This window comes from Streptomyces sp. PTL18, from assembly GCF_059510295.1.
In genome coordinates, this window is sequence record NZ_JCAJZO010000005.1 from 328,614 (window position 1) to 346,843 (window position 18,230).

Annotated in this window: 16 protein-coding genes and 1 pseudogene; 7 read left to right on the forward strand and 10 right to left on the reverse strand. The window is 71.6% G+C overall.

The window, feature by feature from the left end:
* Positions 1-4 precede the first annotated feature (4 nt).
* The gene (locus tag AC5WS8_RS12665) at positions 5-1,228 is read left to right on the forward strand and encodes an acyl-CoA dehydrogenase family protein (protein WP_496103431.1); all 1,224 of its coding nucleotides are present in this window, start codon (positions 5-7) and stop codon (positions 1,226-1,228) included.
* A gap of 58 nt (positions 1,229-1,286) precedes the next feature.
* Here the strand turns inward: AC5WS8_RS12665 and AC5WS8_RS12670 are convergent, their stop codons facing one another.
* The 3 genes from AC5WS8_RS12670 to AC5WS8_RS12680 form a co-directional block, all read right to left on the reverse strand.
* Positions 1,287-1,880, reverse strand: coding sequence for a TetR/AcrR family transcriptional regulator (locus AC5WS8_RS12670; RefSeq protein ID WP_496103432.1), 594 nt, complete (start codon positions 1,878-1,880; stop codon positions 1,287-1,289).
* Between the two features lie 166 nt (positions 1,881-2,046).
* Positions 2,047-3,696 carry a class I adenylate-forming enzyme family protein gene (locus AC5WS8_RS12675; protein ID WP_496103433.1) on the reverse strand — a complete coding sequence of 550 codons (1,650 nt, stop codon included), beginning with the start codon at positions 3,694-3,696 and terminating at the stop codon, positions 2,047-2,049.
* The gene (locus AC5WS8_RS12680; RefSeq protein ID WP_496103434.1) at positions 3,693-4,457 is read right to left on the reverse strand and encodes an SDR family oxidoreductase; all 765 of its coding nucleotides are present in this window, start codon (positions 4,455-4,457) and stop codon (positions 3,693-3,695) included. Before AC5WS8_RS12680 ends, AC5WS8_RS12675 begins: the two co-directional genes overlap by 4 nt.
* A gap of 424 nt (positions 4,458-4,881) precedes the next feature.
* On the opposite strand from AC5WS8_RS12680, the gene AC5WS8_RS12685 reads away from it, so the two are divergent.
* The gene (locus AC5WS8_RS12685) at positions 4,882-6,228 is read left to right on the forward strand and encodes a serine-threonine protein kinase (protein ID WP_496103435.1); all 1,347 of its coding nucleotides are present in this window, start codon (positions 4,882-4,884) and stop codon (positions 6,226-6,228) included.
* Between the two features lie 27 nt (positions 6,229-6,255).
* On the opposite strand, the gene AC5WS8_RS12690 is transcribed toward AC5WS8_RS12685, so the two are convergent.
* Positions 6,256-9,057 (reverse strand): penicillin acylase family protein, encoded by a 2,802-nt coding sequence (locus tag AC5WS8_RS12690; RefSeq protein WP_496103436.1) that lies wholly within the window; start codon positions 9,055-9,057, stop codon positions 6,256-6,258.
* A gap of 237 nt (positions 9,058-9,294) precedes the next feature.
* On the opposite strand from AC5WS8_RS12690, the gene AC5WS8_RS12695 reads away from it, so the two are divergent.
* Positions 9,295-9,897, forward strand: coding sequence for a hypothetical protein (locus tag AC5WS8_RS12695; RefSeq protein WP_496103437.1), 603 nt, complete (start codon positions 9,295-9,297; stop codon positions 9,895-9,897).
* 278 nt (positions 9,898-10,175) lie between these two features.
* Here AC5WS8_RS12695 and AC5WS8_RS12700 read toward each other — a convergent pair.
* A pseudogene (locus AC5WS8_RS12700) lies at positions 10,176-10,298 on the reverse strand (redox-sensitive transcriptional activator SoxR); the annotation flags it as partial.
* A 70-nt stretch (positions 10,299-10,368) separates the two neighbouring features.
* Between AC5WS8_RS12700 and AC5WS8_RS12705 the strand changes: the two are divergent.
* Positions 10,369-10,830: a MaoC family dehydratase gene (locus AC5WS8_RS12705; RefSeq protein ID WP_496103535.1), complete on the forward strand. Its 462-nt coding sequence runs from the start codon at positions 10,369-10,371 to the stop codon at positions 10,828-10,830.
* Between the two features lie 18 nt (positions 10,831-10,848).
* Here AC5WS8_RS12705 and AC5WS8_RS12710 read toward each other — a convergent pair whose 3' ends face one another.
* The 3 genes from AC5WS8_RS12710 to AC5WS8_RS12720 all read right to left on the reverse strand — a co-directional run bounded on the left by AC5WS8_RS12710 (position 10,849) and on the right by AC5WS8_RS12720 (position 13,176).
* The gene (locus AC5WS8_RS12710; protein WP_496103438.1) at positions 10,849-11,475 is read right to left on the reverse strand and encodes a TetR/AcrR family transcriptional regulator; all 627 of its coding nucleotides are present in this window, start codon (positions 11,473-11,475) and stop codon (positions 10,849-10,851) included.
* Between the two features lie 70 nt (positions 11,476-11,545).
* On the reverse strand, positions 11,546-11,833 hold the full coding sequence (locus AC5WS8_RS12715; RefSeq protein WP_496103439.1) for a YiaA/YiaB family inner membrane protein: 288 nt from the start codon (positions 11,831-11,833) through the stop codon (positions 11,546-11,548).
* Positions 11,834-12,024: 191 nt separating this feature from the next.
* Complete coding sequence (locus tag AC5WS8_RS12720; RefSeq protein ID WP_496103440.1) at positions 12,025-13,176, reverse strand: acyl-CoA dehydrogenase family protein; 1,152 nt, start codon at positions 13,174-13,176, stop codon at positions 12,025-12,027.
* Between the two features lie 87 nt (positions 13,177-13,263).
* Here AC5WS8_RS12720 and AC5WS8_RS12725 point away from each other — a divergent pair, with 87 nt between their 5' ends.
* From AC5WS8_RS12725 to AC5WS8_RS12735, 3 genes are all read left to right on the forward strand, one after another.
* Positions 13,264-13,905, forward strand: a complete 642-nt coding sequence (locus tag AC5WS8_RS12725) for a TetR/AcrR family transcriptional regulator (RefSeq protein ID WP_496103441.1) — start codon at positions 13,264-13,266, stop codon at positions 13,903-13,905.
* Between the two features lie 64 nt (positions 13,906-13,969).
* The gene (locus tag AC5WS8_RS12730; protein WP_496103442.1) at positions 13,970-14,677 is read left to right on the forward strand and encodes an ArsR/SmtB family transcription factor; all 708 of its coding nucleotides are present in this window, start codon (positions 13,970-13,972) and stop codon (positions 14,675-14,677) included.
* Positions 14,678-14,743: 66 nt separating this feature from the next.
* Positions 14,744-15,676, forward strand: coding sequence for a DMT family transporter (locus AC5WS8_RS12735; RefSeq protein WP_496103536.1), 933 nt, complete (start codon positions 14,744-14,746; stop codon positions 15,674-15,676).
* Here the strand turns inward: AC5WS8_RS12735 and AC5WS8_RS12740 are convergent.
* Together AC5WS8_RS12740 and AC5WS8_RS12745 are read right to left on the reverse strand one after the other, a co-directional pair.
* Entirely contained in the window at positions 15,673-16,755 is a 1,083-nt protein-coding gene (locus AC5WS8_RS12740; RefSeq protein ID WP_496103443.1) for a Zn-dependent alcohol dehydrogenase, read from the reverse strand. The genes AC5WS8_RS12735 and AC5WS8_RS12740 overlap by 4 nt on opposite strands.
* A gap of 5 nt (positions 16,756-16,760) precedes the next feature.
* Positions 16,761-18,158, reverse strand: a complete 1,398-nt coding sequence (locus tag AC5WS8_RS12745) for an aldehyde dehydrogenase family protein (protein ID WP_496103444.1) — start codon at positions 18,156-18,158, stop codon at positions 16,761-16,763.
* Positions 18,159-18,230 lie beyond the last annotated feature (72 nt).

Here is an 18,230-nt window from a genome sequence, read left to right on the forward strand (position 1 = left end):
CTTCATGGACTTCGCGTTCGACGCGCGCACCGAGGAACTGCGCGCCAAGCTGCTCGCCTTCATGGACGAGTACGTCTATCCGGCGGAGGCCGTCGCCCACGAGCAGCGCGCACGGCTCGCCTCGCCGTGGGACACCCCGCCGGTCGTCGAGGAGCTGAAGGCCGAGGCGCGCCGGCAGGGCCTGTGGAACCTCTTCCTGCCGGACGCCGAGTACGGCGCCGGGCTCACCAACCTGCAGTACGCCCCGCTCGCCGAGATCACCGGCCGTTCCCCGCAGCTCGCGCCCACCGTCACCAACTGCGCGGCCCCCGACACCGGCAACATGGAGGTGCTCGCGCAGTTCGGCGACGAGCAGCAGAAGAAGCAGTGGCTGCAGCCGCTGCTGGCCGGGGAGATCCGCTCCGCGTTCGCGATGACCGAGCCGGAGGTGGCCTCCTCGGACGCCACCAACATCACCACACGCATCGAGCGAGCCGCCGACGGCACGGACGAGTACGTCATCACCGGCCGCAAGTGGTACATCTCCGGGGCGATGAGCCCCGACTGCAGGATCTTCATCGTGATGGGCAAGACGGACCCGGACGGTCCGGACATCCGCCGCCAGCAGTCCATGGTGCTGGTCCCCCGCGACACGCCGGGCGTCACGGTCAAGCGGGCGATGCAGGTCTACGGCTACGAGGACCACTACCACGGCGGCCACGCCGAGGTCGTCTTCGACCACGCGCGCGTGCCGGTCGCCAACCTGATCGGCGAGGAGGGCGGCGGATTCGCCATCGCCCAGGCACGGCTGGGTCCGGGCCGTATCCACCACTGCATGCGGCTGATCGGCATGGCCGAGCGAGCGATCGAGCTGATGTGCGAGCGGGCCGTCTCGCGCACCGCCTTCGGCAAGGCGCTGGCCCAGCAGGGCGTGGTGCACAACTGGATCGCCGACGCCCGGGTCACGGTGGAGCAGCTGCGGCTGCTGGTGCTGAAGACCGCATGGCTGATGGACACCGTGGGCAACAGGGGCGCCCACACGGAGATCCAGGCCATCAAGATCGCTACGCCGCGCGCGGTCGTCGACATCATCGACAAGGCGGTCCAGCTGCACGGCGCGGGCGGGGTGAGCCAGGACCTCCCGCTGGCCGAGCTGTGGGCGGCGGCCCGCACGCTGCGGGTCGCGGACGGCCCGGACGAGGTGCACCAGAGGTCGCTGGCGCGGCGGGAGCTGAAGAAGTACCTGTGAGGCACGGGTGAGGGGCGGACGCCAGGGCGTCCGCCCCTCACCCGTGTGCGCCGCCCGGCTACGGCCGCAGTGCCCTCAGCAGCAGGTCCGCCAGGTGGTCGGCGACCTCGCGGGGGCTGAGGGGGCCGTCGGGGCGGTACCAGGTCGACAGGTGGTGCACCGAGCCGAAGTGGTAGTCGACGACCAGGTCGGCGGGCGTGGCCGTGGAGAACACGCCCTCCTTCTGCCCTTCCTCGATCAGCGCGCGGAACCGCTCGTGGTAGCGGCGCCGCTCGGCGCGCACCTGCTTGTTCTTCTCCGGGCCGAGGTGGTGCATGGACCGGAAGAAGATCATCGCGTCGTCGAGGTTCTCGATCGTGGTGACGACGACGTCGGCCGCCGCGTCCCTCACGCGCTTCTCCACCGGCTCGTCGGCGTCCGCGAAGGCGTCGAGCCGCTCCTGCTGGACACGCAGCACGCGCGCGTACACCTCGTGCAGCAGATCGTCCTTGGAGCCGAAGTAGTGGTACAGCGCACCCTTGGTGACCCCGGCCGCCTCGACGATCTCCTGTACGGACGTACGGTCGTAGCCCTGCTCGGCGAAGAGCCGCGTGGCGGCGGCCAGGAGCCGCTGCGGGACCGGCGTGCCGTCCCCGTCCGTCGTTCTGGGCACTGCCGCCACCTGCCTTTCCGATGATGACTACTGGGCGTCTGCGCATTTTCCTGCGCATTTTCTCGGGTCGTTCGCCTTCGGAGCGCTCAAGCCGATGCCGAGACCCCGACCGTGCTCAGCCCTTCGGGCCTCCGTCGCGCTCTCGACACCGGTACGCCCCTTCGGCTCACTCCCGGCGGGTACGCAGTTCGCGCCGCAGGATCTTGCCACTCGCCGTCTTCGGCAGCTCGGGCAGGATCTCGACCTGACGCGGGTACTTGTAGGCGGCCAGTCTCTCCTTGCAGTACACGGCCAGCGCGTCGGGGTCCGCCTCGGCGCCCGGGCGCAGGCTGATGTACGCCTTGACGGTCTCCCCGCGGTATCCGTCCGGCACCCCCACGACGGCCGCCTCGCGTACCGCCGGGTGCGTGTAGAGAACGTCCTCGACCTCGCGCGGCCAGACCTTGAAGCCGGAGGCGTTGATCATGTCCTTCTTGCGGTCCACCACGTACAGCCAGCCCCGCTCGTCCATGAAGCCGATGTCACCGGTGCGCAGCTCGCCACCCGGGAAGGTCTCGGCGGTGGCCTCCGGGCGCCGCCAGTAGCCGGGGACCACCTGGGGGCCGCGGACGACGATCTCGCCCTGTTCGCCGAACGGCACCTCCTCGCCCGTGTCGTCGACGATGCGGACCACCGTGTCGGGGCCGGGGACGCCGACGGCGAGGGTCCCGGAGACCGGGTCCACGGGGGCCTCAAGGCCGGGCGGGACCGAGGCGCAGGGTGCGGTGCACTCCGTGAGTCCGTAGCCGTTCTTGATGTACGGCCCGAAGCCGGCCCGGAACTTCTCCACCAGCGCGGGCGGCAGCGGGGCGCCACCGGAGGAGATGACCCGGAAGGAGGAGAAGTGGTCCGGGGTGACGGAAGGGTGGGCGGCGAGCGCCATGAAGGCGGTGGAGGGGCCGACGGTGAAGTGCGGGCGGTGTTCGACGAACGCGTCGAGCACCACGCCCGGCTCGAACCGGTAGGCGAGGACGAGCGTGCCCCCGCTGGTGAGGCAGGCGCCCAGCTCGCACACCATCCCGGTGATGTGGAACAGCGGCGCCAGGGCGAAGTAGACGGGCGCCTCGGGCAGACCGAGCCCGGTGCTCTGCCGCTCGGCGTTGTACATGATGTTGCCGTGCGTGTTGGTGGCGCCCTTGGGAGTGCCGCTGGTGCCGGAGGTGTAGCTGATCAGGGCGATGTCGGACGGTGCCGCGTCGCGGCCCTCGGGCGCCTTGTGGCCCTGCCGGGCGACGGTCACCAGGTCGTCGGCGTCAAAGGCCTGGGCCCGCCGCTCGAAGTTCAGCACGCGGGCGTCGTCCCGCGTCTGCAGGTCCAGCTCGCAGGCGGTGAGCACGATCCGTACGGGCGATCCGGCGGCCGTGTCGCGCAGATACGCCTCCCAGGCGCGGTCGGAGCACACCAGGGCGGTCACCTCGGCGTCCTGCAGGACGTGCGTGACCTCGCCCGACTTGTACATCGGGTTGACCGGTACGACGGTGGCGCCGGCCTTCCAGGCGCCGAGCAGGGCCAGCACGAACTGCGGGGAGTTCTGCAGCAGGATCGCGACCCGGTCGCCGCGCTCCAGACCGCGCGAGGCGAGGAACCCGGCGACGGAGTCGGTCAGCGCGTCCAGTTCGGCGTAGCTGATCCGGCCGTCGAAGTAGGCGAGGGCGGTGCGGTCCGGGGAGGCCTCGCGCAGAGCGTGCACGAGTGAGTCGGCGGGGCCGACCGGGGCGCGCTGGGCGTCGTTCAGGAGGGCGAGCCACGGCTTGGCGGCGTAGCGCGAGCCGGTCAACGGGAGGCCTCCCACTTCTGCTGGATGTGGTTCATGCTCGTCAGCCAGCGGTCCGGGTCGGTGGCGCGCGCCTGGTAGTACGCGGCGGCCTCGGGGTGCGGCACGATCAGGAACCGGTCTTCCGCCATGCCCTTGAAGAGGGCGTCCGCGACATCCCCGGGCTCGATCGCGGTCGGTGCGAGCACCAGGTCGCCGGCGCTGCCGGAGGCGGTCAGCATGTCGGTGCGGACGCCCTGCGGGCAGACCGCGTGGACCTTCAGGCCGCGGTGCCGGTACGTCAGCGACAGCCACTCGGCGAAGGCGTACGCGCCGTGCTTGGTGACGCTGTAGGGGGCAGCGCCGATCATGGTGAGCAGTCCGGCCGCGGAGACCGTGGAGACGAACCGGCCCGCGCCGCGCTCCAGCCAGGCGGGCAGGAGTTCCCGGGCCGCGCGGACGTGCGCCATCACGTTCACGTCCCAGGCCTGCGCCCAGACCTCCTCGTCGGCGGCCTCGGTGCCGCCGGAGCCGAGGCCGGCGTTCGCGCAGTAGACGTCGACCGTGCCGCCGAGGGCCTCCCGCGCCTCGCTCACGATCGCGGACGCGTCGCCCGGGACCGCGATGCCGCCGATCTCGTCGGCCACGGCCTCGGCCTTCCGGGCGTCCAGGTCGTTGACGACGACCCGGGCCCCCTCGGTGGCGAAGCGGCGGGCCAGTGCGGCCCCGATGCCACCTCCTGCCCCGGTGACGACCACTCCCGCATGCTGCAAGGCTTCCACCATCGGTCTCCTTCGACGCGACACGCACCGGCTCTGCTGCCGTCGGCTCTGTACGGCCGCCAGACTAACCAGTCGGTATGTTGCGAGGGAAGGGGCTCCGCATCGGCACCCATGAGCATGACAGTCCGCTGATCCCGGAGGTCACCGCGGGAAGCCGTCCGCGAGGAAGGGGGGAGCGGTTTCGCCCGGCGCTCCGACGACTGGATCGACGGACCCACGGGCTCGGCGCGGGTGGGCGCACGGTGATCGACGCCGCAGCCACGGCCGACGAGGTGGCGGCCGCCCGGCAGGACGAGCCGGCCGACCCTCCGGCGGATCCGCGGGGAGCATCTCCGGTGCGGATGAGTCGTGACGTATGGCCAACCGTGCCCGTTGGCAGGACGATGCGCGCACAGCGCACTCGACCTCGGGGGCAAGGGGGCCCGTCATGGCGGCACCGGCAGTGAGCGTGAGTCCCTACTGGGAGCTGACCTTCGACGCGGACGGCGACGTGGACGGGCCGGAGCGGGACCGGCTGCTCGCGGAGGTGACCGGGCGCGGCGTGCGGGACCTGCTGGTGTTCGCGCACGGCTGGAACAACGAACGTTCCGGCGCCACCCGGCTCTACAGCAGCTTCTTCGCACCCGTGCCCTCGCTGGCACCCGGAGCCCGCCTCGGGTACGTGGGCGTGATCTGGCCGTCGATGATGTTCGCGGACGAGCCGATCCCCCACTTCCCGCCGTCCCTCGCCCCCCACCTGCCGCCCCCTGCTCCGCTGCTGGACGACGACAGCCGGCACGCGCTGCTCGAGGTGTTCCCCGGCCGCGCGACCGTGGTGGAGCAGCTCACGCGGCTGCTGGAGCAGCACCCGGACGACCGCGCCTCGCTGGAGGAGTTCGGGCGGCTGGTACGCCTGCTGGTGGAGGCGAGGCCGCAGGGCCCGCAGGCCGCGTTCGCCGCGGACACCCTGGCGCAGGGCACGCCCGAGAGCGAGCCCGCGATGCTGACCGCGGACACGGCCGAGGTGTGCCGGGGCCTCGCGCGGGCGCTGGAGCGGGCCGAAGCGTCCGAAGGGGAGGTGGCGGAGGGGTTCTCGTGCACGCCGAAAGGGCTGTGGGACGGGGCACGCGAGCTGCTCAGACAGGCCACGTACTACGCGATGAAGCGGCGCGGGGGAACGGTCGGCGAGCGGGGGCTCGGGCAGGTGGTCGGGCAGCTGGCGCAGGCGGCGCCGGATGTGCGCGTGCACCTGGTCGGGCACAGCTTCGGCGGGCGGCTGGTGTCGTTCGCACTGCGCGGGCTGCCGGAGGGGGTGCGCACGGTGAAGTCGGTGACGCTGCTGCAGGGCGCCTTCTCGCACTACGCGTTCGCGGCCCGGCTCCCCGAGGACCCCCGTACGAGCGGTGTGCTGGACGGGCAGCAGAACCGGATCGACGGACCTCTGGTGTGCTGCTACTCCCACTTCGACTCGGCGCTCGGCACCTTCTATCCGCTGGCGTCGCGGATGGCGGACGACGACCGTTCGCTGACCGGGGACTTCGCGGCCGGCTTCGGCATCGGCTCGCTGCTCGGCGCCCGATGGGGCGCGATGGGGCACGACGGAGTGCAGGCGGTGGACGACACGCGGAACCTGCCCCTCTCCGAGGCGCTGAACGGCGGGCTGCCGAGGACCGGCTGCGTCAACGTCGACGCGTGCGCGGTGGTGTGCCACGGCGGCCCGCCGTCCGGTGCGCACAGCGACATCGTGCACCGGGAACTGGCCCAGGTGGTGCTGGCGGCGGGCCGGGTGAGCTGACCCGCCGCCGCTCGTCGCCTGCCCGGCCTACCGGTGCGAGGTGTACTCCACCACCTGCTGGAACGTCGGCCGGTTCTGCCAGCTGATCCTGCCGTGCTTGATGCCGCCGAGGGTGCGCTGGACGATCGAGTCGGCGCACCACTGGTCACCGGCCGAACACTGGTCGTCGCCCGGGTACACCTGGGCCGCCGTCATGCCTGCGGCCTGCTTCAGCGTGCCGATCAGGATGTCGCGGCAGGCGCTCAGGCTGCCGCCGCCGCAGTACTTCTGCGCCAGCGGGCCCCGCACCGACTCACCGAGCACCGCCCGGATGTCCTTGTCGACATAGCTCCACCAGCCGTACTGGAAGGAGCTTCCGGCGTGCGATCCGGTCGGCCCGTGCGCAGCCGACGGGGACTCGTCGATCGGCAGGTTGTTGCCGAAGGCCGTGTACAGGTCGCTGCCGAGACCGGGCTGGAACTCCGCCTTCACCAGCAGCGGCCACCAGGCGTCCAGGATGCGGATCGCGTCGGCGTCGGCATACGTCTTCGAACCGGCTGAGGTCTCGGTGCGCTTGGCGCCCGCCGACACCCAGGTCTGTAGCTTGCCCATCGCCGCCGCCACGGTGGAGTCCGTCACCGGCGAGCTGCCCATGACCTTCAGCAGTTTGGGCACCACGTCCTCGGCACGCAGATCGGCGAGGGCCGCGTCGGCCATGGCCTTCGCCAGCGACGACCTGGTCACCCCACCGGCCGCGACCAGCTTCTTCACCCGGTCCTCGAGCAGGTTGCCGCGGTGGACCGAGCCTTCACCCCAGGGCGCGGCCGTGTAGTCCTCGGCCTGCTTGTTGTTCCAGGAGATGTAGTAGTCCTGGTCGACGGAGTTGGGGTGCTGGGACGGCGGCGTGTAGTCGGACGTGTTCGTCGCCGGGTCCCAGTTCCGCCACTCGTAGGCCTCCCGCGCCCACACCGGGAACTCGGCGTCGACGCCGCTCGCCCGCACCGGGTTGTCGCCGCTGTTGTAGTACGCGGTGTGCTGTGAGTCGGCGTAGAACCAGTTGAAGGTGTAGTTGATGTGCTGGGCCGCGCTCTGGAAGTCCTTCGGCCCCTTGACGTAGTCGGGGTCGTTGAGCATCTGGAAGCCGATGATCGAGTCGGCCTCGTGCAGGTAGGACGAGCGCAGGGTGGTGTAGGCGACCTTCTTGCCGCCGACCGTGGCGCGGTACTCCACGGGTCCGTACTTGGTGCGGTACACCCGCATGGTGTAGGAGCCGGCCGGGGTCGAGTCGGCGGTCGTGGGCGACCAGGAGTTCTTCTGTTCGACCTTGTCCATGGCCGTGCAGGTGCCGTGGTACAGGTAGTGGTAGTCGTCCTGGCACAGCTCCACCGCGTAGGTGTCGATGATGTCCTGGCCGGAGGTGGTGGCGCTCCACGAGTAGTCCTGGCCGCGGCCCAGTTCGACGTACATGCTCAGACCCGCGAAGGAGGCCCCGCGGGCGCTGATGCCCGGGCCCTGGATCTCCTGGAGCATGAGGAGCTGGGGGGCGAAGTAGCCGGTCTGCGGGCCGAAGACGGCGACGGGGTGACCGCTGGCGGTGTACTTTCCGCTGACCACGAGGGCGTTGGACATGCCGCGCCTGGCGGAGGTCAGGGCCGTCTTCGCGGCGGTGGCGGACGCGCTGGTGGCGCTGGAGCCCGCCGCGCTGCCGGTGCGGTCGTAGACGAGCGGTTCCTGGGTGACGGAACCGGCGTCGGGCAGCGCCTCGCCCTGCGGGCCGGCGGGCCTGGACTCGTACGGGAAGCTCTCGCCGTTGTGGACGGTGAGGACGGCCTCGGGGTCGTTGCGCTCGCGGAAGGACTCCCAGACCTTGGTGCCCTCCTCCACGCCGTACTTGGACTGGGCGGCGAGCAGGGAGATCGCGTTGTTGACCTCGCCGCCCCCACCGGAGCCGAACAGCGCGCCGATGACGGAGGCGAGCGCGACCAGGTCGGTGACCTTGAAGTGCTCGATGGTGCCGGCGTTGGTGATGGCGTTCTTGTGGCCGGTCAGGACGTACTCGCCGGGGAAGTAGCGGCCGGAGTCGGAGGCGTCGATGTAGGCGTTGACGCCGGCCAGATAGGCGTTCACGTCGGCGAGGGCCTGCTTGCCGCGGTCACCGGCGGCGGCCACCGCGTTGTCGATCTGCGCCTGGAGGTCGGCCTCGGTGTAGGGCGCGTTGCGCCAGAACTCCTGCTCGAGGCCCTGGTTGGAGGCGGCGCCGCCCGCGAAGGAGGTCAGTTGTCCGCGGCCGACGTGCCGGAAGACGTCCATGAGCCACAGCCGGTCCTCAGCCGCGGCATACCCGGCGCCGAACTCGGTGCCGTACCTGGTGGTACCGGTGATGTGCGGGACGCCCGTCCTCTTGTCGCGGACGATGGTCACGTCGCCGCGGCCCGCGGGCTTCTCGGTGGAGGCGACCTGGTCGGACGGGACGCCGAACGAGGCGTCGTTGAAGAAGGTGTTGATCTTCGCGTCGGTGAGCGTGGAGTAGCCGTTGGCCAGGTCGGCGTACGGGCCGAGTTGGTCCTCGGCATGGCCGGGCTGGGTGCCGAAAACCTGGTTGAGCAGGATCTGGGCCAGGGTCGCGTTGCCGTTCTCACCGGGCGGAAGGATGTCCGAGCACTGGCCGCCGCAGTAGTCGTTGGACGCGGTCGACTGCGCGGTGTTCGTGGCCGCCTGCGCGGTGACCGCGGCGGTCGGGGACAAGAGCCCCGCGAGGAGGACGCATATCGACGCGGCCTTGAGGAACTTGGGAGACCTGCGAGGAGTTCTCAGTCTGTCGAGGGCGGTGCGTGGGGTGCGCCGTGGCATGGCAGCTCCTCCCGACGGGGGTGGGGGCGGGCGGACGTTACCGCCGGTATCCCCGCGATTGAAGATGAACATGCGTCAGTTTTTCAACCGTCCGGCAGGTGGCTTATGGAAGTCATCGGAAATCCGATGGAGCCGAATCGCGTGTCGATACGTCTACTCGGCGACGTCGCGCGAAATCCGTACGACGACGCCGAAGTGACCGAAGTACAGGTGCAGGTGTGACGGAGGTGCAGGGCGATGGCCGGTTTCCGGAGTCTGGCGAGACAGGTCCGTGATCCGAGGTGCGATCTGGCACTGCGGCGCTACTCACTGCGCAAGTGCCTGGAGAAGTTCGCCCCCTACGGACATCGGGCGACATGGGACCATCTGTGCTCCCGGGCCGGGTTCGGCCCGGAGGACCGCTCCCCCGATCCGGCGCGGCTCGTGGCCGCGCTGGAGGAACTGGAGGAGGCCCGGTCCGTGTGGTTCGCCTACGAGGCCGAGTTCACGGAGCGCCGCAGGAAGGAGAAGCACGACGGGCTGCGCCGGCCGGGGAGTGTGGACGACTGGCACCGGCTGACGTGGGGCGGTTTCGGGGTCGCGTGGTGCGACGACCCGCGGGTCCACCCCCGGGAACCACTGGCGGAGGTGCTGCGCCGGATCATCGCCGCGCTGGAGCGGGAGCCGGGATCGTCCTGCCCGGTGTGCGCCGGGGAGTGCCTGATCTGGGGAGACGGCCTGGCCCATGAGCCGTCCTCGGGCCCGGTCTGCACGGACTGCGGCATCCTGGTGCCGGCGCCGGTGCTGACACCCGAGGCCCTGGCACGGACCAGGCGCACGCGCTTGCTGGTGTCGGCCTAGGACCGTGATCGTGGGGGTGCGCCGGGGGATGCCGCACCCCCCTTTGTCAGCGGTCAGCAGCGACCCCCGCCGTCTCCGCGGGCTAACGGATGTGAACATTCACCCCAAAACGCCCTGCGGGCAGGACACGTTGTCGCCGACGCTCGTCACGACGACGCTTGAGGCGATACGGGCGTACGGGATCCCCGGCGCCCACCGGTACCGCCCCTGAGGGCGGACACGACCGCCCGCGCCTCCGGCGGCTATCGCCTGCGGCGTTCCACCAGCAGGCGTGAACCCGACTGGGTGGCCGCGCCACTGCGGGCGGACAACTGGCCGACGGTCAGCTCGTGGATCTTCTCCGGAATCTTGGGCATCCGGCAGAGACTACCCACCTCGTCACCCTTCGGGTCCGTTGACACCGGCCCCGCGGCCGACCATGCTAAGCAGTTGCTTAGGTATGGTGACTTCGTGACGCGAGAGGCCGGGAACATGGCAGAGCCGAGGATCTTCACGTCCGCCGACGAGCTGAAGGCGGCGGTGGGCGAGCAGCTGGGGTACACCGACTGGCTGGAGGTCGACCAGAAGCGGATCGACCTGTTCGCGGACGCCACGGGTGATCACCAGTGGATCCATGTGGACCCGGAGAAGGCGGCCCAGGGGCCCTTCGGCACGACCATCGCGCACGGCTACCTCACACTGTCGCTGCTGCCGCTCTTCGGCCCGCAGCTGATCCGGGTGGAGGGCGTGAAGATGGGCGTCAACTACGGCACCAACAAGGTCCGCTTCCCCGCCCCCGTACCGGTCGGCTCCCGGCTGCGCGCCACCGCGACGCTCAACGGGGTCGACGAGGTCGAGGGCGGAGTGCAGGTGACCATCGGCTTCGCCGTGGAGCGCGAGGGCGGCGACAAGCCGGTGTGCGTCGCGGAGTCGGTGTCGCGGTACTACTTCTGAGCCGCCCCGGCAGGCCGGCTACTTGCCCGCCCCCACCATCCGCAGGACCAGGTCGGCGTAGAGCGCGCCGACCTCGTCGGGGGTGCGGGGGCCGTCGATGGTGAACCAGCGGGCGACGTCGATGCAGAGCGAGAGCACGGCGAGGGTGGTGCCCTTGACGTCGATCACGTCGAACTCACCGGCCGCCACGCCGTCCTCGATGATCCCCTGCACCTCGGCGTCGACCTGGCGGCGCAGCGCGACGATCTCCGCTCGGGCCTGAGGGCCGAGGGCGTCCAACTCGTACTGCACGACCCGGGCCGTGGTGCGCCGCCCCGCGTGCCAGCGGACGAAGGAGCTCACGGCGTCGGCGAGCCGCTCGGTCGCGCTGCCCTCGCGCCGGGCGGCCGTACGCAGGATCTCCAGGGCCTTGTCGTGACCGATCCGGCTGATGCGGTGGAGCAGCTCTTCCTTGGTCTTGTAGTGGATGTAGAGCGCGGCCGGGCTCATGCCGGCGCGGCCCGCGATGTCACGGGTGGTCGTGGCGTGGTAGCCGCGCTCGGCGAAGGCCTCCACGGCGGCGATCAGCAACCGCCGGGCCGCGTCCGGGGTCACCTCGGTCCACGGCTCCACCTCGCCGCCGGGTGTCTCCTCCGCCGCACTCATTCGTTCGCCCCTTCCACTGGCAGGACGAATACCATACCTCTGAAGGTGAGCGGTCGCTTAGGGAGCCCGCTCAGAGCTTTTCGAAGGGGTCGTGCTCGGCGAGCATCCTCTCCAGCCTGGCCTGGTCGACGCGGCTGACGATCTGCCCGGCCTCCTGGCGGTCCCTGATCACCTCGGCGAGGGTGAAGGCGGAGGTCACGAGGTAGAGGACGGCGATCCCGAGGAAGGCCCGCACCCAGGCGTCGGCGTGCAGCCGGAGGATACCGACCGCGGTGGCCACCAGGGCGATGGCGAAGGACGCGACGGCCTGCCCGTGGAAGGCGGCCGTGCTCTGCTGTCCGACCGGAGTCTCACTCATGCCCACCAGGGTCGGCGACGGGGGCGCCGGCGACATCCGTCGGGGTACTCACCCGGGTACTCAACCGCCCGGCTCCCACCCCGCACCGCCCCCCGGACCGAGGGCACCGGCCGACGAGCCGGGCCACGGGGCCGCGCCTCCCGCTCGTCCGGCCGCCGCGGGCACCCCTGCCCCGCGCGCCCGCGGCGGGGTCAGAACGCCGAAACCCCGGTGAGCGCGCGTCCGATGAGGAGTTTCTGGATCTGGCTGGTGCCCTCGTAGAGGGTCATCACGCGGGCGTCGCGCAGGAGTTTGCCCGCGGGGTACTCGTCGATGTAGCCGTAGCCGCCGAAGACCTGGAGGGCGTTGTTCGCGGCGCGGACGGCGGCCTCGGAGGCGAAGAGCTTGGCCTTGGAGGACTCGACGGCGAAGGGCAGCCCGCGGTCGATGAGGTCGGCGACCCGCCACGTCAGCAGCCTGGCCGCGTCCACGTCGACGGCGATGTCGCTGATGAGTTCCTGGACGAGCTGGTGGTGGGCGATGGTCCGGCCGAACTGTTCGCGCTCGCCGGCGTACCGCACCGCCGCCTCCAGCGCGGCGCGGGCTATGCCGACACAGCCCGCCGCCACCGACATCCGGCCCTTGGCGAGCGCGGACATGGCGACGGAGAAACCCTTGCCCTCGGGCGCCAGCATCGCGGACGCGGGGACGCGGACGTCCTGAAGGACCAGTTCGGCGGTCGCCTGGCCGCGCAGGCCGAGCTTGCCGTGGATCGGGCGGCGGGTCAGGCCGGGGGTGTCGGCCGGCACCAGGAAGGCGGAGACGCCCTTGTGGCCGGGAGCGTCCGTCGAGCGGGCGAACAGCAGCACCACATCGGCCCAGGTGCCGTTGGTGATGAACATCTTGGTGCCGTTGATCACGTAGTCGTCGCCGTCGCGCACGGCCCGCGTCGTCAGGTTGCCCGCGTCGGATCCGGTGCCCGGCTCGGTGAGGCCGAAGCAGCCGACCAGCTCGCCCGAGGTCAGTCCGGGCAGCCAGCGCCGCTTGTGCTCCTCGCTCCCCCAGGCGGCGATCGTCTTGGCCACCAGGCCGAGGGAGACGGAGACGATGCCGCGCACGGACGAGTCACCGCGGCCGAGTTCCTCGGTGACCAGGCAGTACGCGAGGTGGTCGCCGCCCGACCCGCCGTACTCCTCGTCGATGGTGAGCCCGAGGAACCCGACCTCGCCCAGCTTCCTGACGATCGAGCGGTCCACCTCCTCGGCCCGGTCCCACGCGACGACGTGCGGGGCGATCTCCCGGTCCACGAACTCCTCGGCCAGCCGTCGCACGGCCGACTGCTCCTCGCCGAGCTCCAGGTTCACGACACATCACCCCTGCGGCAGGTCATTGAAAAGGGCACATTTAAATTAGCACTGCTAGTTTCGAGTGGCAGCCCTACTATGTGCGCCATGGCACGACCGCGCAAGCCCCTCCTGAGCACCGACCGCATCGTCGAGGTGGCGCGGGCGCTGGTGGACGCGGAGGGCCTCGCGGCCGTCTCCACGCGCCGGCTCGCCGCCGAACTCGGTGTCAGCGGGCCGTCCCTCTACAACCACTTCCGTACGAAGGACGAGATCCTGGAGGCCGTCGCCGACTCGGTGAGTGCCCAGGTCGACCTGTCGATGTTCGAGGACGGACGGAACTGGCGGACCGCGCTGCACGACTGGGCCGTCTCCTACCGGGCCGCGCTGCGCGAGCATCCGAACATCGTGCCGGTCATGGCCCGCGGTCCCGGCCGCCGCCCCGCCGGGCTGCGCCTCGCGGACGCCGTGTACGGCGCGATGGTCGACGCGGACTGGCCGCCCGCACAGGCCACCTCCATCGGCGCGTTGATGCGCTACTTCGTCATGGGATCCGCGCTCGGGTCGTTCGCGGGCGGCTTCGTCGACGACGCGGCGGCGTACGACCCGGCCGACTACCCCCATCTCGGACAGGCCCATCTGCTCGCCGAGCAGCAGGAGAAGATCGACGAGCGGGCCTTCGAGACCGGCCTCGCCGCGCTGCTGGACGGGCTGGAGCAGCAGTACGAGCGGGTGAGGCGCCCGACGTAGAACAGCTGGGCGTGCCCGGCATGCTTCGGTGGGCGCCGAAGCGTCCGTGTCCCATGCTGGACGCATGACGAGGCGCAACGATGCCGGAGCCGCCGGGCTCGCCGGGCTGATCGCCGACGAGACACGGTCCGCCTGCCTGCTGGCGCTGCTCGACGGCCGGGCATGGACGGCCGGTGAGCTGGCGCGGCACGCGGGTGTCGCGGCCTCGACGCTGAGCGAACACCTGGGCAAGCTCGTCGCGGGCGGTCTGCTCGCCGAGGAACGGCAGGGACGGCACCGGTACGTGCGGCTGGCCGACACGCGGGTCGCCCAGCTGGTGGAGGACCTGGCCGCCCAGGTCGTCCCCGACGCGGGGGTACGAGGCCCGCGCACACTGCGGGAGGCGAGCGCCGGGTCCGCGATGGCACGCGGCCGCACCTGCTACGACCACCTCGCCGGCAGGCTCGGCACCGTCGTCACCGAGGCATTGACCGCCCGTGGGCTGTTGCGTCAGGACACGGGGTTCGCGCTGACCGACCCGGGCCTGGAGTGGTTCGGCGCTCTCGGGATCGGCCTCGACCGCAAGGGGCGCCGTCCGCTGGCCCGCTCCTGTCTCGACTGGACCGAGCGGCGCCCTCATCTCGCGGGGGTCGCGGGCGCCGCCCTGTGCCGTCACGTCCTGGACGCGGGCTGGTGCGTGCGCATCGGCTCCGAGCGGGCCGTGAAGGTCACCGCGGAGGGCGAGCGCAGTCTGTGCGAGCTGCTCGGGATCGAGCCGGCCGTGCTGCGCTGAGCCCCCACGTCCCATCCGGAACTCGTTGACCCCGCCGCCTTCTTCCCTCCCAGCCTCTGGAGCATGATGCACGCCTCCCCCTCTCGTCCGGCCGCGGGCGCGGCCGTCGTCACCGTCGTGCTGTGGGCCTCCGCCTTCGTGTCGATCCGCAGCGCGGGCGCCGCCTACTCGCCGGGCGCGCTCGCGCTCGGACGGCTGCTGGCCGGATCCATGACGCTGGGGGTGATCTGTCTCCTGCGGGGTGAGCGGTTGCCGCCGCGTTCGGCGTGGCGCGGGATCGCCATATCGGGACTGCTGTGGTTCGGCGTCTACATGGTGGTCCTGAACTGGGGCGAGCAGCAGGTGGACGCCGGGACCGCCGCCCTTGTGGTGAACATCGGGCCGATTCTGATCGCGCTGCTCAGTGCGCGGCTGCTCGGCGACGCCATGCCGCCGCGGCTCGTCGCCGGAATGGCGGTGTCGTTCGTCGGCGCCGTGACCGTCGGCCTGTCGATGTCGGGTGGCGGCGGTTCCTCGCTGCTCGGGGTGGTGCTCTGCCTGCTCGCCGCGGTCGCCTACGCGGCCGGGGTGGTCGCCCAGAAGCCCGCGCTGGGGACGGCCGGAGCGCTGCAGGCGACGACCTTCGGATGCCTGGTGGGCGCGGCCGCCTGTCTGCCGTTCGCCGGGCAGCTGGTCCACGACGCGGCTCGTGCGCCGGTGTCCGCGACGCTCAACATGGTCTATCTGGGCGTGTTCCCGACCGCCCTCGCCTTCACCACCTGGGCCTACGCCCTGGCCCGTACGACAGCCGGCCGCATGGGCGCGACGACGTACGCCGTGCCCGCGCTGGTCGTCCTGATGTCCTGGCTGTTCCTCGGCGAGGTCCCGGGGCTGCTGACGCTCGGCGGTGGTGCGCTGTGCCTGGCCGGGGTGGCGGTGTCGCGGTCGCGGCCCCGCAGGAGGGCCCCGGCCCCGTCGCAGCCCGCCACCCCCGAGCAGGTCCCGGCCGCCGAATCCTAGAACACCACCAGCGCCCGGCCGCCCTTGCCCGCCACCATGGTGTCGAAGGCGGCCGGGATCCCCTCCAGCGCGATCCGTTCCGTCACCAGCGCGCCCAGGTCCAGACGCCCCGCCCGGACATGGTCCGCCAGGACCGGCAGGTCCCTCGCCGGGTCCGAGTTGCCGTAGACGCAGCCGGAGAGGGTGCGGCCCCAGTGGAAGATCTCCAGGGCGTTGAACGTCACCTGCTGGTCCTTACCGCCGATGCCGACGACCGTCGTCCGCCCGCCACGCCGGGTGGACTCCCAGGCCGCGCGGATGGTGACCGCGCGGCCCACGCACTCCACGGCCACGTCGACGCCCTGCTTGTCGGTGAGGCCGCGGATCTCGCGGGGAGTGGCGTCGGAGGCGAGCACGAAGTCGGTGGCACCCGCCCGCCGGGCCAGTTCCTCCTTCGCGGGGGACACGTCCACCGCGACGATCCGAGCGGCACCCGCGATCCGGGCCGACTGGAGCGCGGCGAGGCCCACCCCGCCGACGCCGAACACGGCGACCGTCTCCCCGGGCCGCACCCGCGCCGCATGGTGCACGGCCCCGTACCCGGTGAGCACGGCGCAGCCCAGCAGGGCGGCGTCGGTCAGCGGCACACCGTCCGGTGCCGGCAGCACGCAGGACGCCGCGACCACGGTCTCCTCCGCGAACGCGGCCACGTTCAGGCCGGGGTGCAGGTCCGTGCCGTCGTCGGCACGGCGGGCGTGGATGTCGGCGGCGCCGGCGAGCGCGTTCGCGCACAGCCACACCTCGCCGCGCGCGCAGGCGTGGCACGTCCCGCAGGACGGTGCCCAGTTGAGGACCACGCCGTCACCCGGCGCGACATGGGTGACGCCCTCCCCCACCGACACCACCGTGCCGGCGCCCTCGTGGCCCAGCACCGCGGGGACCGGCACCCGCATGGTGCCGTTGGACAGGGACAGGTCGGAGTGGCAGACCCCGGCTGCGGCCAGCCGGACCCGGACCCGGCCGGGGCCGGGCTCCGGGAGCTCGATGGCGGTGACCTCCAGGGGAGCACCGACGGCGGGCAGGACAGCGGCACGGACCATCTGACTCAACGCTCCCGGAACTGGAGGGACTTGGTCTGGAGGTACTCGGCTAGGCCATGGGCGCCCAGCTCGCGGCCGACCCCCGACTGCTTGTAGCCGCCGAAGGGCGCGAGGGGGTTGAAGCGTCCGCCGTTGATGTCGACCTGCCCGGTCTGCAGCCGCCGTGCGAACGCGACCGCCTCCATGTCGTCGCCCGCCCACACGGCACCGGCGAGCCCGTACACCGTGCCGTTCGCGATCCGCACGGCGTCCTCCTCGTCCTCGTAGGGGAGGATCACCAGCACCGGGCCGAAGATCTCCTCCTGCGCGATCGTCATCTCGGGTGCCACGTCGGCGAAGACGGTGGGCCGCACGAAGTAGCCGCGCTCGCGCGGGGCTTCCGGGCCGCCCGCGACCAGCCGCGCGCCCTCCGCGACACCCTTCTCGATGTAACCGCGCACCCGTGCCTGCTGCTTGGCGTTCACCACCGGGCCGATGCGGTCGCCGTACTTCGCGGCTGCGGCGGCGGCGAGTTCGACCGCCTCCTCGTACCGCTCCCGGTGCACCAGCATCCGCGTCCAGGCGCTGCAGGTCTGGCCCGAGTTGGACATGACGTTCGCGACGCCCACGTTGACCGCCTTGGCGAGGTCGGCACTCGGCAGGATGACGTTCGCGGACTTGCCGCCCAGTTCGAGGGCGACCCTCTTGACGGCCGCTCCCGCCGTCGCGCCGATCCGGCGGCCGACCGCCGTGGAGCCGGTGAAGGAGACCAGGTCGACGCCCGGGTGCTCGGCGAGGGCCTGGCCCGCGACCGGGCCGTAACCGGTGACCAGGTTGAACACCCCGGCCGGCAGGCCCGCCTCGTGGACGGCCTCGGCGAAGAGCTGGGCGGTCAGCGGGGTGTCCTCGGCGGGCTTCAGGACGACCGTGCAGCCCGCCGCCAGCGCCGGAGCGACCTTGGCGACGATCTGGTGGAGGGGGTAGTTCCAGGGGGTGATGGCGCCCACCACACCGACCGGTTCCCGGTGGACGGTGGAGTTGCCGACCTTCTCCTCGAAGGAGTGGGTCGCGGCGAGCTCCGCGTAGGAGCCGGCGACCGCGATCGGCAGACCCACGTGCACCGTCTGCGAGAGCGGCAGCGGGGAGCCCAGCTCGGCCGTGACGGTCTCGGCCATCTCGTCCTTGCGGGCGACGAGCACGTCACGCAGGGCGGTGAGCCGGGCGGCACGCTCGGCCGGCTCGGTGGCGCCCCAGGCCGGGAGGGCCTGGCCGGCGGCACGTACGGCGGCGTCGACGTCCTCGGCGGTGCCTGCCGGTACCCGGCCGATGACCTGTTCGTCGACCGGATTCACGACCTCGATGGTGTCCGCGCCGACGGCGCGGCGCCAGGCACCGTCGATGTACATGCCGTCATGTGGCTTCATGGTCTTCCTCCCGGGCCGGGCGGCGTCTTCGCGCCCACGCTGGCGATCGCCACCAAACTAGCGATGTTAGTT

Coding starts and splice junctions, on each gene's coding strand:
- AC5WS8_RS12730 (WP_496103442.1), top strand. CDS start 13,970: ATGACGAGGCGCAACGATGCCGGAGCCGCCGGGCTCGCCGGGCTGATC.
- AC5WS8_RS12740 (WP_496103443.1), bottom strand. CDS start 16,755: ATGGTCCGTGCCGCTGTCCTGCCCGCCGTCGGTGCTCCCCTGGAGGTC.
- AC5WS8_RS12710 (WP_496103438.1), bottom strand. CDS start 11,475: ATGAGTGCGGCGGAGGAGACACCCGGCGGCGAGGTGGAGCCGTGGACC.
- AC5WS8_RS12735 (WP_496103536.1), top strand. CDS start 14,744: ATGCACGCCTCCCCCTCTCGTCCGGCCGCGGGCGCGGCCGTCGTCACC.
- AC5WS8_RS12725 (WP_496103441.1), top strand. CDS start 13,264: ATGGCACGACCGCGCAAGCCCCTCCTGAGCACCGACCGCATCGTCGAG.
- AC5WS8_RS12665 (WP_496103431.1), top strand. CDS start 5: ATGGACTTCGCGTTCGACGCGCGCACCGAGGAACTGCGCGCCAAGCTG.
- AC5WS8_RS12715 (WP_496103439.1), bottom strand. CDS start 11,833: ATGAGTGAGACTCCGGTCGGACAGCAGAGCACGGCCGCCTTCCACGGG.
- AC5WS8_RS12695 (WP_496103437.1), top strand. CDS start 9,295: ATGGCCGGTTTCCGGAGTCTGGCGAGACAGGTCCGTGATCCGAGGTGC.
- AC5WS8_RS12685 (WP_496103435.1), top strand. CDS start 4,882: ATGGCGGCACCGGCAGTGAGCGTGAGTCCCTACTGGGAGCTGACCTTC.
- AC5WS8_RS12680 (WP_496103434.1), bottom strand. CDS start 4,457: ATGGTGGAAGCCTTGCAGCATGCGGGAGTGGTCGTCACCGGGGCAGGA.
- AC5WS8_RS12690 (WP_496103436.1), bottom strand. CDS start 9,057: ATGCCACGGCGCACCCCACGCACCGCCCTCGACAGACTGAGAACTCCT.
- AC5WS8_RS12745 (WP_496103444.1), bottom strand. CDS start 18,158: ATGAAGCCACATGACGGCATGTACATCGACGGTGCCTGGCGCCGCGCC.
- AC5WS8_RS12705 (WP_496103535.1), top strand. CDS start 10,369: ATGGCAGAGCCGAGGATCTTCACGTCCGCCGACGAGCTGAAGGCGGCG.